The sequence below is a fragment of the Pseudomonas sp. LBUM1663 genome (assembly GCF_059695905.1).
In genome coordinates this window covers 3,710,424-3,724,330 of the sequence record NZ_CP166792.1, presented here as the reverse complement: position 1 = coordinate 3,724,330, position 13,907 = coordinate 3,710,424, and the positions used below count along the sequence as shown (strand labels likewise).

Genomic DNA, 13,907 nt, shown 5'->3' with positions numbered 1-13,907 from the left:
TGAGTCAACCCGATCCAATGTAGGAGCGAGCCTGCTCGCGAAGAACGATGACGCGGTCTTATGGCGACTCGCTAAAGACAGGAATACGCCCGTTCAGTGAAGGCCGGTACTTCCAGGCTAATCGATCCAGTGCAGGTTGATGCAGCAGAATCTCCTTCAATGTTGCACTGGCGATACTTAACGCCAACATCTGCCCCGGACATTGATGCCGCCCCGCACCAAACGTAAAACTGCGTCGCTGCGGGCGATCCAGAATTAAGGCGTCGGGACTGTCATTGAGTTGCGGGTCTCGATTAGCCGAAGCCAACAGCACCAGAACCACGTCGCCCGAACTGAGGCTCACACCCTCGATCTCGCACGGTGCCGCGACAAACCGACGGGTGTTCTGTACCGACGGGTCGAAGCGCTGAACTTCAGTGATCAAGTCGTCAACGGGCGTCGAGTCGCATAAAAGCGAAGGGTTTTTAATCAACGCCAACATCGCGTTGCCGATCAACCCGGCGGTGGCTTCATAAGTCTGGGAAAACAGACCGATCAGATTGGCAATCAGCGTTTCAGGATCGCCCGCGAATCGCGCTCGAATCCCGGCGAGCAGTGAGCTTTTATTGCCCGGATCATCCAGCAACTCAACGAAATACCCGCTTAACTGCTCCGCCGCAGCGTGGGCAGCCTTCAGTTGCAGCGGATCACTGAGCGGCGACAGACACGCCACGAAATCCGCCGTCAATTCGCTGATCGCCCGACCCTGAGCCGGCGAGAACCCCAACAGCGCCGCCACCACGCAAACCGGCCCGCGAAACATGGCGTTGTACAACCCGTCGGCATCCGGTGTGATCAACCGCGCGCTCACCAGTGCACTGACCTCGTCCGCATCAATCAGCGCCAAACCCGGCTGAATCGCCGACCTCGGGCAACGCTGGCGCTCGCCCTCATTCATCCGCATCAACTGCCCAAACACCTTGCCGGCCATGCGGTCGACAATGGCTTTGGGCACCGGCTCAGCGGCCGGCCGAACATGGCAATCCGGGTGCGCCAGCACCGCCGCAACGGCCTCGGCGCTGCTCGCTACCCACAGTTTCAGTGCTTGGTGAAAAACCAGCCCACCCTCGGCGCGCAGCCGGGCGTAATAAGGATAGGGATCGGCATGAGTCGCAGCGATGATCGGGTCCATGGGTCGCAGCCTTGTTCGTAGTGGGAGAAGTGTTGCTACTATCTCCAGTTCGAAACGGCCTTGATTCGTCCGGGAGCGAAATATGAACGTAGAACAACACGACATTGGCGTCTCTCAAGTGGCCGCTGCCATCGCGGAACCGGCCCGGACGAAGATCCTGTGTTCGCTGATGGACGGCCACGCGCGCACCAGCACCGAACTGGCGGCGATTGCCGACGTCAGCGCCTCCACCGCCAGCGCGCACTTGGCCAAGCTCAAGGAACTGGCGCTGCTGCGGTTGCACGTGCAGGGCCGCCATCGTTATTACAGCCTCGCCGACAAGCGCGTGGCTCAGGCGCTGGAAGCGCTGATGGTGATCGGCCAGAACACTGCGCCGGCCTTCAACTCGCGTACACCGGATCGCCTGCAATTCGCCCGCACCTGCTACGACCACATGGCCGGGACACTGGCGGTGTTGCTGCATGACCGGATGCTGGAAAAAGGCTGGCTGCTGGAAACCGACGAGCAGGTTTATCGCCTGAGCGAGAGTGGCGAGGCGTTGATGGAAGGACTGGGTATTGAAGTCAACGACCTGAACACCTTGCGTCGCCGCTTCGCGTGCCCGTGCCTGGACTGGAGCATGCGTCGGCCACATTTGGGAGGTTCGCTGGGGGCGGCGTTGCTGCAAAACGCGATCAAGCGCAAATGGGTGACGCAGGATCTGGACAGTCGGGCGCTGGCGTTGACGGCACTGGGGCGCAAGGCATTGGGGGCGCAGTTCGACTTGACGCTGGCGCAGCCAACCGTGCAACCCATCCGCGAACAACGGCCACCGCAACCTGCGCGTGATGTGATCTGACCCGACCAAGGGTTAGTTGATGGCTTGTGCCTTGAAGGTCGACCCTATACTGTATATCCACACAGTAAAAGGCGTGACCCATGGAACTCATCGACAAGCTCAGCATCCTCGCCGACGCCGCCAAGTACGACGCGTCTTGCGCCAGCAGTGGCGCGCCGAAGCGTACTTCCGAGGGCAAGCGCGGCCTGGGCTCGACCGACGGCATGGGCATCTGCCACAGCTACACGCCGGACGGGCGCTGCGTGTCGTTGCTGAAGGTTCTGCTGACCAACTTCTGTCTCTACGACTGCCAGTATTGCGTCAATCGACGTTCCAGCGACGTGCCTCGCGCACGTTTCACGCCGGAAGAAGTGGTGACACTGACCCTGGATTTCTACCGACGCAACTGCGTCAGCGGGTTGTTTCTCAGTTCCGGGATCATTCGCTCGGCGGACTACACCATGGAGCAACTGATCCGTGTGGCGAAGCTGCTGCGTGAAGACCACGAATTCCGGGGCTACATCCACCTCAAGACCATTCCCGAAGCCGATCCGGCGCTGATCGAGGAAGCGGGGCGCTACGCCGATCGCTTGAGCGTGAACATTGAACTGCCCACCGACGCCAGCCTGCAAACCCTGGCCCCGGAGAAGCAGTTGGGCTCGATCAAACAGGCGATGCAAACCATCTACACCGGTGTCCAGACCGTACTCAACGAACCCCGCGCACCTAAATTTGCCCCGGCCGGGCAGAGCACGCAGATGATTGTCGGCGCCGATGACACCGACGACAGCACCATTCTCCATAGCGCCCAGGCGCTGTACGGCAACTTCAGTTTGCGAAGGGTCTATTACTCGGCGTTCAGCCCGATCCCCAACAGCCCGAAAAGCGTGCCGCTGGCCGCGCCGCCATTGATGCGCGAGCACCGTTTGTATCAGGCGGACTTCCTGTTGCGCAGCTACGGCTTTACCGCAGGCGAGCTGTTCAAGGGGCCCGGGCACCTGGCGCTCGACATCGATCCGAAACTGGCGTGGGCATTGGAGAACCGCGAGGTCTTCCCGCTGGACCTCAATCGCGCCGAGGCATCGTTGATCGCACGCATTCCCGGTATTGGCCTGCGCACCACCGAGCGCCTGGTGGAATTGCGCCGTCAGCGCCGCATCCGCTACGAAGACCTGGCCCGAATGCGTTGCGTGCTGGCCAAGGCCAAGCCGTTCTTCATCACCAGCGACTACCACCCGCAGCAGGCCGAGGTCACCAGCCACTTGCTGTATCAGCAATTGCGCGACCGGCCGCAGCCGCAACAAATGGGGTTATGGGGATGATCAGTCTGGATTGCGATGACCTGTTCGACACCTGGCGCCAGCAGGCACGCTGGCTGCTCAGCCATGAGGTGGACCCGAGCCGGGTGAGTTGGGCCAGTGAAGGCGTGTCCGATCTGTTCGCCAGCGACGATGCGCCACCTCAAACCCAGGGGCCGTTTCACGCACGAATTCCGCGAACGCTGTTGGACACCCTGGAGCGCGCCGCTCGTTATAGGGGTGATCAACGCTGGAGTCTGTTGTACGAAGTGCTGTGGCGGGTCAGTCATGGGGACCGCACCGCGATGCTGGCCGGTGACAAGTTAGGCAGTGAATTTCATAGAAGAATCAAACAGGTACAGCGTGAAGCTCATCACTTACATGCATTTGTACGATTCGTCGCGATGCCTGAAGGTGAGGGCCCGCAGTACGTCGCCTGGCACGAACCGGCCCACGACATCCTGCACAGTGCCAGTGAGCATTTTATCGGGCGCATGGGGCGGCATCGCTGGCTGATTGCGACGCCCAGGGACGGGGTTTACTACGACGGTGAGCAACTGATCCACCAGCGCCAGTGCCCGGTTGAATGGCAGCAGCTGGCTCAAAACGTCGACGATCCGCACAGCGACATGTGGTTGACCTACTACAGCCATATCTTTAATCCGGCGCGCCTGAACCCTAAAGTCATGCAAGGGCATTTGCCGGCCCGGTTCTGGAAGAATCTGCCTGAGGGCGCGTTGATTCCGGGGCTGATCACCCAGGCACGCTCGGGTAAGCAACAGGACGGCCAGGCGAGCGGAATCAAGGACAGGGGCGGTAAACGTATTGCGCGGGGAGAGGTCGGGCATCGCTGATAAAAAAAGCCCCCCATCGCCAAAGCGATGGAGGGCTTCGATGCAGCCGGGGTCAGATCAAACCTTGACAATCCAGCCTGCTGGCGCTTCGACGTCACCGGTTTGAACACCGGTCAGCTCCTTGTAGAGCTTCTGGGTGACAGGGCCGACTTCGGTTTCGCTATGGAACACGTGCAGATGGTCGTTGTAGCTGATGCCGCCGATCGGCGTGATCACGGCAGCGGTACCGCAAGCGCCGGCTTCCTTGAAGTCGGACAGCTTGTCGATGAACACGTCACCTTCAACCACTTCCAGGCCCAGACGCGATTTGGCCAGTTCGATCAACGACAGGCGGGTGATGCCCGGCAGTACCGACGGCGAGTTCGGCGTGACGAACTTGTTGTCGTGGGTGATCCCGAAGAAGTTGGCCGAGCCGACTTCTTCGATTTTGGTGTGGGTCATCGGGTCCAGGTAGATGCAATCGGCAAAGTGGGCTTTCTTGGCCTGGGAACCTGGCATCAGGCTGGCCGCGTAGTTGCCACCGACCTTGGCTGCACCGGTGCCTTGTGGGGCGGCGCGGTCGTAGCTGGAGATCAGGAAGTTGTGCGGGGTCAGGCCACCTTTGAAGTAAGCGCCGACCGGAATGCAGAAGATCGAGAAGATGAACTCGGGGGCGGTGCGCACGCCGATGTTGTCACCCACGCCGATCACGAACGGCCGCAGGTACAGCGCGCCGCCGGTGCCGTAAGGCGGGATGAAACGCTCGTTGGCGCGGACCACTTCCTTGCAGGCTTCGACGAACTGCTCGGTGGACACCTGTGGCATCAGCAGGCGGGCGCAGCTGCGTTGCATGCGCGCAGCGTTCTGATCCGGGCGGAACAGGTTGATCGAACCGTCCTTGCAACGATAGGCCTTCAGGCCCTCGAAGCATTGCTGGCCATAGTGAAGGGCAGTCGAGCCTTCGCTGATGTGCAGCACGTTGTCTTCGGTCAGGGTGCCTGCGTCCCACTCGCCATTACGCCAGTGCGACAGATAGCGCTTGTCTGTCTTGATGTAGTCAAAACCCAACTTGTCCCAATTGATGCTTTCGTTACCCATGACACCCTCTATCACTTAACAACCGCCGAAACGGTTCAAGGCTTCTGACGTTTTTCTGGATGGGGACAACAATACTTCATTCCGGGCCTGTTTCGCAGCCCGGACTATCGGATCATTGGCAGATTTCTTAGCTTGCTCATGAAGTTTGCCTCCGATCCTTCATTGTTCGAAATCCTGTGGCGAGGGAGCCTGCTCCCGTTCGGCTGCGAAGCAGCCGCAAATCCGGACGACGCGGTGTGTCAGGAAGTCAGCGAGGGGCCGCTTCGCGACCCAGCGGGAGCAAGCTCCCTCGTCACAGTTGATCGCAGTTACAAGTGCAGCGCATGCCCCAAAGCGCGCAGCGCGGCTTCTTGCACCGCTTCGCCCAACGTCGGATGCGCATGGATAGTGCCGGCAATGTCTTCCAGCCGCGCGCCCATTTCCAGGCTCTGGCCAAACGCGGTCGACAACTCCGACACGCCCACACCCACCGCCTGCCAGCCGACAATCACATGATTGTCACGCCGTGCCACGACGCGCACGAAGCCGCTTTTGGATTCCAGCGTCATCGCCCGGCCATTGGCCGCGAACGGGAAGCTCGAAACGATGCAGTCCAGGCCCGCCGCCTTGACGTCGTCCGGGGTCTTGCCAACGACCACCAATTCCGGGTCGGTGAAGCACACGGCGGCGATGGCGGTCGGGTTGAACTCGCGGGACTTGCCGCTGATCAGCTCGGCAACCATCTCGCCCTGAGCCATGGCCCGGTGCGCGAGCATCGGTTCGCCGCTCAGGTCGCCGATGGCGTACACATTGCGCATGCTGGTCTGGCAGCGGTTGTCGATCTTGATCGCCGAGCCGTTCATGTCCAGATTCAACGCTTCAAGGTTCCAGCCTTGGGTGTTCGGCTTGCGACCGACGGCCACCAGCACCTGATCCGTTTCCAGGTTCAGGGTGTCGCCACCCGGTTCCAGAACTTGCAGCGTATTGCTAGAAGAATCAAAGTCTTGCACGCTGTGTTTCAAGTAAAGCTTCACGCCGAGTTTTTTCAGTTCGTCGTGTACTGGCTGGGTCAGTTCGGCATCGTAGGCCGGCAGGATGCGGTCCTGAGCCTCGACTACGCTGACGTCCGCACCAAGTTTTCGATAGGCAATCCCCAACTCCAGGCCGATGTAACCGCCACCGACCACGACCAGCCGTTTCGGCACGGACGTTGGGGCCAGGGCTTCGGTGGAGGAGATGATCGGTCCGCCAATCGGCAGCATCGGCAGGTTCACGCTTTTCGAGCCCGTGGCCAGCACCAGGTGCTCGCACTGGATTCGCGTGTCGCCCACATCCACGGTTTTGCCGTCGATCACTTTCGCCCAGCCTTGAATGACCTGGACTTTGTGCTTTTTCAGCAGCGCCGCGACACCGGTGGTCAGGCGATCAACGATGCCGTCCTTCCACTCGACGCTCTTGCCGATGTCGAGGGTTGGCGCGGAGACGCTGATGCCCAGCGCCGAATGCTGGCTGTGGTGTTGTGTCTGGTGGAACTGTTCAGCGACGTGGATCAACGCCTTCGACGGAATGCAGCCGATGTTCAGGCACGTACCGCCCAACGATTCGCCTTCCACCAGAATGGTCGAGATGCCCAGCTGGCCGGCACGGATCGCCGTCACATAACCGCCAGGGCCGCCGCCGATGATCAGCAGCGTGGTATTGAGAGATTGCATGCCTTACTCCACAAACAGGGTGGCGGGTTGTTCGAGCAAGCCGCGAACGGCCTGGATGAATTGCGCCGCGTCCATGCCATCGACCACGCGGTGATCGAAGGAGCTGGAGAGGTTCATCATCTTGCGAATCACGATCTGGCCTTTGACCACCATCGGGCGTTCGACGATCTTGTTGACGCCGACGATCGCCACTTCTGGCAGGTTCAGCACCGGGGTGCTGACGATGCCGCCCAAGGCGCCGAGGCTGGTCAGGGTGATGCTCGAGCCGGACAATTCATCGCGGCTGGCCTTGCCATTCCGTGCGGCCGTGGCCAAACGGGAGATTTCGGCAGCGTTGTCCCACAGACTGCGGGCTTCGGCGTGACGCACCACCGGCACCATCAAGCCGATGTCGGCTTGCGTGGCGATGCCTACGTGGACGGCGCCGAGGCGGGTGATGACCTGGGCTTCATCGTCGTAACGGGCATTGATCTGCGGGAAGTCGCGCAGGGCGACAACCAGGGCACGAACCAGGAACGGCAGCAACGTCAGCTTGCCACGGGTCGCACCGTGTTTTTCGTTGAGGTGTGCGCGCAGTTCTTCCACGGCGGTGACGTCGATTTCTTCGACATAACTGAAGTGAGCGGCGCGTTGCGTAGCGTCCTGCATGCGCTGGGCAATCTTGCGGCGCATGCCGATCACCTGGATTTGCTCTTCGTCGTTACGCTGGGCGTAAGCGGCGGCCACGGTCGATTGCGGCTGCTGACCCTGGGCCAGATAGGCGTCGAGGTCTTCGTGCAACACGCGGCCAGCAGGGCCGGTGCCACGGACCAGACGCAACTGAATGCCGAGGTCCAGCGCATGTTTGCGTACGGCCGGGGAGGCCAGCGGGCGTTCGTCGGCTTCGCGAGCGACCATCGGGCCTTGGCAAACGGCGGCTCGTGGCGCTGCAGCAGCCACCGGCTTGCTTTCCACCGCTGCAACTTTAGGCGTCGCAACCGGCGCTTCTTTCACCGCAGGGGCTGCCGGCTGAGCCGACTCTTTAACGTTGCCCGCGCCTTCGACTTCAATGCTGATCAGGATGCTGCCCACTGCCATGACTTCGCCTGGCTGTCCGCCCAGCGCAATCACCTTGCCGTGCACCGGCGAAGGGATGTCGACCATCGCCTTGTCGGTCATGACATCGGCCAGCACCTGATCTTCGACGACCATGTCGCCGACCTTGACGTGCCACACCGACAATTCAACTTCTGCAATGCCTTCACCAATGTCCGGCATTTTAATAACGTGCGTGCCCATTCAGACCTCCATAACCCGTTTCAACGCCGCGCCCACTCGGGACGGACCTGGGAAATACGCCCACTCTTGCGCGTGCGGGTAGGGGGTGTCCCAACCGGTGACGCGCTCGATCGGCGCTTCCAGGTGATGGAAGCAATGCTCTTGCACCAGGGCGACCAGTTCGGCGCCGAAGCCGCAGGTGCGGGTCGCTTCGTGAACGATCACGCACCGGCCGGTTTTCTTCACCGACTTGACGATGGTCTCCAGGTCCAGCGGCCACAGGCTGCGCAGGTCGATGACTTCAGCGTCGATGCCGGTTTCTTCGGCGGCAACTTGCGAGACATAGACGGTGGTGCCGTAGGTCAGGATGGTCACGTCTTTGCCGGGACGGGCGATGGCGGCAACGTCCAGCGGCACGGTGTAGTAACCGTCCGGGACCTGGGCGGCCGGGTGTTTCGACCATGGGGTTACCGGGCGGTCGTGGTGGCCGTCGAACGGGCCGTTGTACAGGCGTTTTGGCTCGAGGAAGATCACCGGGTCATCGTTTTCGATGGAGGCGATCAGCAAGCCTTTGGCGTCGTAAGGGTTGGACGGCATGACCGTGCGCAAGCCGCAGACCTGGGTGAACATCGCTTCGATACTTTGGCTGTGGGTCTGGCCGCCGTAGATGCCGCCGCCGCAAGGCATGCGCAGTGTCATCGGTGCGGTGAACTCGCCGGCCGAGCGATAACGCAGGCGCGCGGCTTCGGAAATGATCTGGTCCGACGCCGGATAGACGTAGTCGGCGAACTGGATCTCGGCGACCGGGCGCAGACCGTAGGCACCCATGCCCACGGCAACGCCGACGATGCCGCTTTCGGAGATCGGTGCGTCGAACACCCGGGAAGTGCCGTATTTGGTCTGCAGGCCTTCGGTGCAGCGGAAAACGCCGCCGAAGTAACCGACGTCCTGGCCGAACACCACCACGTTGTCGTCACGCTCAAGCATCACATCCATGGCCGAGCGCAGGGCCTGGATCATGGTCATGGTGGTCGTGGTCATGGCGGTTTCCAGCTCAATATGAGTGTTGTGGTCGTTCATGTCAGATCCCCAACTCTTGACGCTGGCGCTTCAAGTGCTCCGGCATCTCTTTATAGACGTCTTCGAACATGGTCGCGGCGCTTGGAATCTGGCCACCGGCCAAGGTGCCGTACTGCTCGGCTTCTTTCTGCGCGGCAATCACTTCGGCTTCCAGTTCGGCGCTGACGGCGACGTGTTCCTCTTCGGACCAGTGACCGATCTTGATCAGGTGCTGCTTGAGGCGCGCAATCGGGTCGCCCAACGGGAAGTAGCTCCAGTCGTCGGCAGGACGGTATTTGGACGGATCATCGGAAGTGGAGTGCGGACCGGCGCGGTAGGTGACCCATTCGATCATGGTCGGGCCGAGGTTGCGGCGGGCGCGTTCGGCGGCCCAGGCAGAGGCGGCGTAGACCGCGACGAAATCGTTGCCGTCGACCCGCAGGGAGGCAATGCCGCAACCGACGCCACGACCGGCGAACGTGGTAGCTTCACCACCGGCAATCGCCTGGAACGTCGAGATCGCCCACTGGTTGTTGACCACGTTAAGGATCACTGGCGCACGGTAAACGTGAGCGAAGGTGAGGGCGGTGTGGAAGTCGGATTCAGCGGTGGCGCCATCGCCGATCCACGCCGAGGCGATTTTGGTGTCGCCCTTGATCGCCGAGGCCATGCCCCAGCCCACACCTTGTACGAATTGGGTGGCGAGGTTGCCGGAAATGGTGAAGAAGCCATAGTCCTTGACCGAATACATGATCGGCAGTTGACGGCCCTTGAGCGGATCGCGCTCGTTGGACAGCAGTTGGCAGATCAGGTCTACCAGCGGTACATCGCGCGCCATCAGGATGCTTTGCTGACGGTAGGTCGGGAAGCACATGTCATCAACGTTCAGGGCCAGGGCCTGGCCGCTGCCGATGGCTTCTTCGCCGAGGCTCTGCATGTAGAACGACATTTTTTTCTGGCGCTGGGCGACCACCATGCGGTTGTCGTAGATCCGCGTCTTGAGCATGGCGCGCATGCCTTTACGCAGGATCTCGGAGGGTACGCCTTCAGCCCATGGACCGAGGGCATTGCCTTGGTCATCGAGCACACGAATCAGGCCTTTGGCCAGGTCGGCGGTGTCGGCGGGTTCAACGTCGATTGGGGGTTTGCGCACCGTGCCGGCGTCGGTCAGACGCAGGTAGGAGAAGTCGGTTTTGCAGCCAGGACGGCCCGAAGGTTCGGGAACGTGCAGGTGCAGCGGTTCATACGCTTGGTTCATGGCTTCTACGCTCGATCTTGTGAATTTCTTGTAGTGAGCTGACCGTCATTCTTCGATAAAAGAAATCTTGTCCTACAACAATCATAGGCCCGGCGCAGAAGAATATTTATCTCTGTTTCGTTGCGCCGGAGATCATTTGAGGATAAAAAACCTGCATAAACATAAAAAACAGGTGGTTTTGTCTCATGCGCAAACTGGACCGTACCGATATCGGCATTTTGAACAGCCTTCAGGAGAACGCCCGTATCACCAACGCCGACCTCGCACGCTCGGTTAACCTGTCGCCGACGCCGTGCTTCAACCGGGTCAAGGCGATGGAAGAATTAGGCCTGATTCGTGAGCAAGTGACCCTGCTGGATGCCGACCTGCTGGGGCTGCACGTGAATGTGTTTATTCATGTCAGCCTGGAGAAACAGGTGGAAGAGGCGTTGGCGCATTTCGAGGAGGCAATTTCGGATCGCCCGGAAGTGATGGAATGCTATTTGATGGCGGGGGACCCGGACTATCTGATCCGGGTGCTGGTGCCGACCATTCAGTCGCTGGAACGCTTCATGATGGACTTCCTCACCAAAGTGCCTGGTGTAGCCAACATCCGCTCGAGCTTTGCGCTCAAGCAAGTGCGCTACAAAACCGCACTGCCATTACCCGCCAACGGCCTGACCCTCAACAACTAAGCGAAACCCTCTGTAGAGCTGTCGAGCACCGCGAGGCAGCGTTCGGCGGCGAAGCCGTCGCAAACCCGGTAACCGAGTTTCTTCAGATTCACCGCAGACGCAGCCTCGCGCTGCTCGACAGCTGCTACGGGTTACGTGTTCGATCGTCCCCATGCGAGGGAACGATCGAACGTTAGAGTTTATTCAGGGGGATTTTCAGGTACACGACGCCGTTGTCCTCCGCCGGCGGCAGATTCCCCGCCCGCACATTCACCTGAATCGCCGGCAGCAGCAGCGTCGGCATGCCCAGCCCGGCATCACGCTGGGTGCGCATGGCGACGAACGCCGCTTCATCGATGCCGTCATGGACGTGGATATTGTTTTTGCGCTGCTCGCCCACCGTGGTCATGCAGCGGGATTCGCGGCCTTCGGGCGGGTAGTCGTGGCAGACGTAGAGCCGAACGCTGGCGGGGAAGGCCAGCAGTTTGTGGATCGAGGCGAACATCTGGTGGGCATTGCCGCCGGGGAAGTCGCAGCGGGCAGTGCCCACGTCCGGCATGAACAAGGTATCGCCCGCCAGGATCACATCGCCGTCGATCAAATAGGCCATATCCGCCGGCGTGTGCCCGGGCACATGCAGGGCCGTGGCCTTGAGGTGGCCGATCATGAACGATTCGTCTGGCGCGAACAGATGGTCGAATTGCGAACCGTCGCTGCGAAATTCCGGCTCAAGGTTGAACAGGGTCTTGAACACGCCCTGGACCTTGCTGATCGACTGGCCGATGGCGATTTTGCCACCCAGCTCCCGGCGCAGATAAGGCGCGGCGGACAGGTGATCGGCATGGGCGTGGGTTTCCAGCAGCCATTGCACCTGTAGTTGATGATCGCGCACGAAGGCAATGATCTTGTCGGCCTGCGTGGTAGCAGTGCGCCCGGCGGCGGGGTCGTAGTCGAGCACCGGATCGACGATGGCGCATTGACCGCCAACCTCTTCGTAAATCACGTAGCTGTAGGTCGAGGACGCGGGGTCTAAAAAAGCTTCAATCAAGGCGGGCATGGTGGCCGTTTCTTTCAGGACAAGCCAAGAGGGTAGTTTCATTTTCCCTGCGCTGACCAGCCCCGCGTTAATTGATGAAGGAAAAAATCCGCACGGGCTCTATCCTGTCAGTCATCGATACCGGGCGTACCCGGCTTTTTTTCGCGGATCACGAGTGTTTTATGTTGTTGGCAACTTTTTTTGGGGTGGTGATGGGCCTGGTCCTTGGATTGACCGGGGCTGGTGGTGGAATTCTCGCAGTACCGGCCCTCGTGCTGGGGCTGGGTTTGACCATGACCCAGGCCGCGCCGGTGGCGTTGTTTGCGGTGGGCAGTGCGGCGGCGGTCGGGGCGATTGATGGTTTGCGTCATGGCCTGGTGCGCTATCGCGCGGCGTTGTTGATTGCACTGTTGGGGGCGGTTTTTTCGCCGGTCGGCATCTACTTCGCCCATCAGTTGCCGGAAAAAATCCTGATGATCCTGTTCAGTCTGCTGATGGTCATGGTGGCCTGGCGAATGCTGCGTCGCGAGCGTCAGGAAGAAGGCCCGAGCGACCACGGCCACGCCAACTGGGGCCAGAAAAACTGCATGCTCGATCAGCAGACCGGGCGTTTCTCCTGGACCGCCAAATGCACCGCAACCCTCGCGGCACTGGGCGCGGTGACCGGTGTAGTCTCTGGCCTGCTCGGGGTCGGCGGCGGCTTTTTGATCGTCCCGGCCTTCAAGCAACTGACCGATGTGCAGATGCGCGGCATCATCGCCACGTCCTTGATGGTGATCAGCCTGATTTCCGCCATTGGCGTGATCGGCGCATTTCATGCCGGGGTCAGGATTGACGCATTGGGCGTGGCGTTCATCGTCGCCAGCATCGTCGGCATGATTGTTGGCCGAAAGCTCTGCGCACGCGTCCCGGCCCGGGCTCTGCAAATCGGCTTCGCCAGCGTCTGTGTCGTGGTCGCGGGTTACATGCTGTTCCGAGCGGGCGCTTAGCCGGTCTTACACCCTAAGTTCCGGGCCGTGCCTGCGCACGGTCTTACACCGAATTTGCCGCGCATCACCGGCCACTCCAAAGCACTTCAAAACCGCCCCCAAGGCAGCGATGCCGCCGCCGGTCATCCTTCGATAATCGCCTCCGACCTCGCAGACACCTATCGCACCCCGGTGATGGAGGGGTTGCGGGTGGCCGTGGGGATTCTCGACCCGGTGGACACCAACGACAGCAGCCCGTTGGGCAAGGCGTATCAGGAGAATCCGCGTACCGAGAGCGAGGTCACCTATCAGTTTGATGTTGCTGGCGCGAAGATTTACAGCTGGGTCAACGGCAGCTACCAGACCTCGGACAATACCGATTCCACCGTCCAGTCCGTCACCTCCAAAGGCGTCGGCTACGGTGTGCAGGCGAAGATGGGTGGGTTGTCGCTGACCGGCTCCGGTTTCCAGGCCAAGGGCATCAATCCGTTCTTCACCAACAATGCCGGCGAACCGACCCTGCGCAACGTCGACAGCGACGGTTACTTGCTGCAAGGCTCGTACAAACTGGGCAAAAACCGCCTGGCCTTGTCTTACGGCAAGACCAATGACGACGGCAATGGGGTGGTCGGCAGCGGGGCGGATTAGAAGACACCGACACTTTTGCGGTGGGGGCGGTGCTGAACTGGTAACCCTGTAGCGGCGCAAATTACCTGTGGCGAGGGAGCTTGCTCCCGCTGGAGCGCGTAGCGGTCCCTATTCTGGTCG

At 60.8% G+C, this 13,907-nt stretch carries 12 protein-coding genes and 1 pseudogene; 6 read left to right on the top strand and 7 right to left on the bottom strand.

The window, feature by feature from the left end:
- Positions 1-58: 58 nt before the first annotated feature.
- Entirely contained in the window at positions 59-1,171 is a 1,113-nt protein-coding gene (locus tag ACA075_RS16955; RefSeq protein WP_497294001.1) for a cytochrome P450, read from the bottom strand.
- 82 nt (positions 1,172-1,253) lie between these two features.
- On the opposite strand from ACA075_RS16955, the gene ACA075_RS16950 reads away from it, so the two are divergent.
- The 3 genes from ACA075_RS16950 to ACA075_RS16940 all read left to right on the top strand — a co-directional run bounded on the left by ACA075_RS16950 (position 1,254) and on the right by ACA075_RS16940 (position 4,140).
- On the top strand, positions 1,254-2,009 hold the full coding sequence (locus ACA075_RS16950; RefSeq protein ID WP_497293999.1) for an ArsR/SmtB family transcription factor: 756 nt from the start codon (positions 1,254-1,256) through the stop codon (positions 2,007-2,009).
- A gap of 80 nt (positions 2,010-2,089) precedes the next feature.
- Positions 2,090-3,310 carry a putative DNA modification/repair radical SAM protein gene (locus ACA075_RS16945; protein WP_497293997.1) on the top strand — a complete coding sequence of 407 codons (1,221 nt, stop codon included), beginning with the start codon at positions 2,090-2,092 and terminating at the stop codon, positions 3,308-3,310.
- Positions 3,307-4,140: a TIGR03915 family putative DNA repair protein gene (locus tag ACA075_RS16940; protein WP_497293996.1), complete on the top strand. Its 834-nt coding sequence runs from the start codon at positions 3,307-3,309 to the stop codon at positions 4,138-4,140. Before ACA075_RS16945 ends, ACA075_RS16940 begins: the two co-directional genes overlap by 4 nt.
- Before the next feature lie 57 nt (positions 4,141-4,197).
- Here ACA075_RS16940 and ACA075_RS16935 read toward each other — a convergent pair whose 3' ends face one another.
- The 5 genes from ACA075_RS16935 to ACA075_RS16915 all read right to left on the bottom strand — a co-directional run bounded on the left by ACA075_RS16935 (position 4,198) and on the right by ACA075_RS16915 (position 10,482).
- Positions 4,198-5,217 carry a branched-chain amino acid aminotransferase gene (locus tag ACA075_RS16935; RefSeq protein WP_219094829.1) on the bottom strand — a complete coding sequence of 340 codons (1,020 nt, stop codon included), beginning with the start codon at positions 5,215-5,217 and terminating at the stop codon, positions 4,198-4,200.
- 308 nt (positions 5,218-5,525) lie between these two features.
- Positions 5,526-6,908 (bottom strand): dihydrolipoyl dehydrogenase, encoded by a 1,383-nt coding sequence (gene lpdA, locus ACA075_RS16930; RefSeq protein WP_497293994.1) that lies wholly within the window; start codon positions 6,906-6,908, stop codon positions 5,526-5,528.
- 3 nt (positions 6,909-6,911) lie between these two features.
- Complete coding sequence (locus ACA075_RS16925; protein ID WP_497293992.1) at positions 6,912-8,186, bottom strand: dihydrolipoamide acetyltransferase family protein; 1,275 nt, start codon at positions 8,184-8,186, stop codon at positions 6,912-6,914.
- Positions 8,187-9,245, bottom strand: a complete 1,059-nt coding sequence (locus ACA075_RS16920; protein WP_497293990.1) for an alpha-ketoacid dehydrogenase subunit beta — start codon at positions 9,243-9,245, stop codon at positions 8,187-8,189.
- A gap of 1 nt (position 9,246) precedes the next feature.
- Entirely contained in the window at positions 9,247-10,482 is a 1,236-nt protein-coding gene (locus tag ACA075_RS16915) for a 3-methyl-2-oxobutanoate dehydrogenase (2-methylpropanoyl-transferring) subunit alpha (protein ID WP_219094825.1), read from the bottom strand.
- 185 nt (positions 10,483-10,667) lie between these two features.
- On the opposite strand from ACA075_RS16915, the gene bkdR reads away from it, so the two are divergent.
- A complete protein-coding gene (bkdR, locus tag ACA075_RS16910; protein ID WP_219094824.1) occupies positions 10,668-11,156 on the top strand; it encodes a Bkd operon transcriptional regulator BkdR in 489 nt (162 codons plus the stop codon).
- A gap of 172 nt (positions 11,157-11,328) precedes the next feature.
- On the opposite strand, the gene ACA075_RS16905 is transcribed toward bkdR, so the two are convergent.
- Positions 11,329-12,192, bottom strand: a complete 864-nt coding sequence (locus tag ACA075_RS16905; RefSeq protein WP_497293988.1) for an MBL fold metallo-hydrolase — start codon at positions 12,190-12,192, stop codon at positions 11,329-11,331.
- 161 nt (positions 12,193-12,353) lie between these two features.
- Here ACA075_RS16905 and ACA075_RS16900 point away from each other — a divergent pair, with 161 nt between their 5' ends.
- Together ACA075_RS16900 and ACA075_RS16895 are read left to right on the top strand one after the other, a co-directional pair.
- Positions 12,354-13,160, top strand: a complete 807-nt coding sequence (locus ACA075_RS16900) for a sulfite exporter TauE/SafE family protein (protein ID WP_497293986.1) — start codon at positions 12,354-12,356, stop codon at positions 13,158-13,160.
- 177 nt (positions 13,161-13,337) lie between these two features.
- Positions 13,338-13,831, top strand: a pseudogene (locus ACA075_RS16895) (porin); the annotation flags it as partial.
- Positions 13,832-13,907: the final 76 nt, after the last annotated feature.

Coding starts and splice junctions, on each gene's coding strand:
- ACA075_RS16955 (WP_497294001.1), bottom strand. CDS start 1,171: ATGGACCCGATCATCGCTGCGACTCATGCCGATCCCTATCCTTATTAC.
- ACA075_RS16950 (WP_497293999.1), top strand. CDS start 1,254: ATGAACGTAGAACAACACGACATTGGCGTCTCTCAAGTGGCCGCTGCC.
- ACA075_RS16945 (WP_497293997.1), top strand. CDS start 2,090: ATGGAACTCATCGACAAGCTCAGCATCCTCGCCGACGCCGCCAAGTAC.
- ACA075_RS16940 (WP_497293996.1), top strand. CDS start 3,307: ATGATCAGTCTGGATTGCGATGACCTGTTCGACACCTGGCGCCAGCAG.
- ACA075_RS16935 (WP_219094829.1), bottom strand. CDS start 5,217: ATGGGTAACGAAAGCATCAATTGGGACAAGTTGGGTTTTGACTACATC.
- lpdA (WP_497293994.1), bottom strand. CDS start 6,908: ATGCAATCTCTCAATACCACGCTGCTGATCATCGGCGGCGGCCCTGGC.
- ACA075_RS16925 (WP_497293992.1), bottom strand. CDS start 8,186: ATGGGCACGCACGTTATTAAAATGCCGGACATTGGTGAAGGCATTGCA.
- ACA075_RS16920 (WP_497293990.1), bottom strand. CDS start 9,245: ATGAACGACCACAACACTCATATTGAGCTGGAAACCGCCATGACCACG.
- ACA075_RS16915 (WP_219094825.1), bottom strand. CDS start 10,482: ATGAACCAAGCGTATGAACCGCTGCACCTGCACGTTCCCGAACCTTCG.
- bkdR (WP_219094824.1), top strand. CDS start 10,668: ATGCGCAAACTGGACCGTACCGATATCGGCATTTTGAACAGCCTTCAG.
- ACA075_RS16905 (WP_497293988.1), bottom strand. CDS start 12,192: ATGCCCGCCTTGATTGAAGCTTTTTTAGACCCCGCGTCCTCGACCTAC.
- ACA075_RS16900 (WP_497293986.1), top strand. CDS start 12,354: ATGTTGTTGGCAACTTTTTTTGGGGTGGTGATGGGCCTGGTCCTTGGA.